Raw genomic sequence first — 912 nt, forward strand, 5'->3', positions numbered from 1 at the left:
CCTCTACGGGGCTACTGCCAGTCGCCACCCCGACTGCAAATGCTCCGGCATCGTGAGCGCCTTTGATATCGTGAGGCGTGTCACCGATGATGAACGTTCGCTTTCCGGGGAAAGCGATCCGGTATTTCTCCTCGGCCCGATCGCGGGCGAGTCGAACGAGGTCAGCGCGGTCGCTTCCGTCGTCACCGTAGCCACCCACATCCAAGTCGATCCCGTCAGCAAGACCGAATGCGCTTAGCTTCGCTTTGGCGATAGATCGGATATTCCCTGTTACGAGTGATTGCACGGCCCTTTTGCCGTGAAATGCGGATATAGCTTCATGAACCCCCGGTAGCGAGTGCCCATTGCTTTGCATCTCACCTTTTAGATCTTGTGCTGCCACACCGAGGGCCGAATAGAAATCTGAGACGAGTGAAGGTGACGCCTCAACATCGTTGAGCTGCAAGGTCTCGGTGATAATGGCGCGCTCCGTTCGCCCGGTCATGGAGGCTAGGCCGCGAAGGGGGCGCCCTATGACCGAGCTAAAAGCCCGCTCATAGATGGAACGACTAACGCCACCGATACTTACGAGAGTATGGTCTACGTCCCACAAGACGAGTGCTGGATCAGTCTGTTTCATCGACACGGTGGAATCTTCTCACGCAAACTCGCACTCGGGAAGCCCGCCGTAGTGGCGCCCCTAACCACGAGCATGCTGAAGCCCCCGCGCCCGCCGCCCTAGCTAGGGTGACGAGCGCGGGGAGCTCTGGGTTTATATAGGAAGCGAGGAAACCAACTGTGATTCCCGGGGGTTTACCTCCACCGAAACGTCCTAATGAGCCACGTAGGTTTTTTGCCTCCCTGCCGCTCAGCGCGGCGAAGGGGCGGAAGTACCCCCCTGGTCAGAACGGCGGACGCTCGGCTGCCTTACGC

1 protein-coding gene is annotated in these 912 nt (G+C 59.0%); it reads right to left on the minus strand.

All coding sequences use genetic code 11. The features are described from left to right. Nucleotides 1–619, minus strand: a 619-nt coding sequence (locus tag KUM32_RS37870; RefSeq protein WP_217146360.1) for a haloacid dehalogenase-like hydrolase, incomplete at its 3' end; no start/stop codon positions are given. Between the last annotated feature and the right edge of the window lie 293 nt (nucleotides 620–912).

The organism is Streptomyces sp. AC627_RSS907 (genome assembly GCF_019049165.1).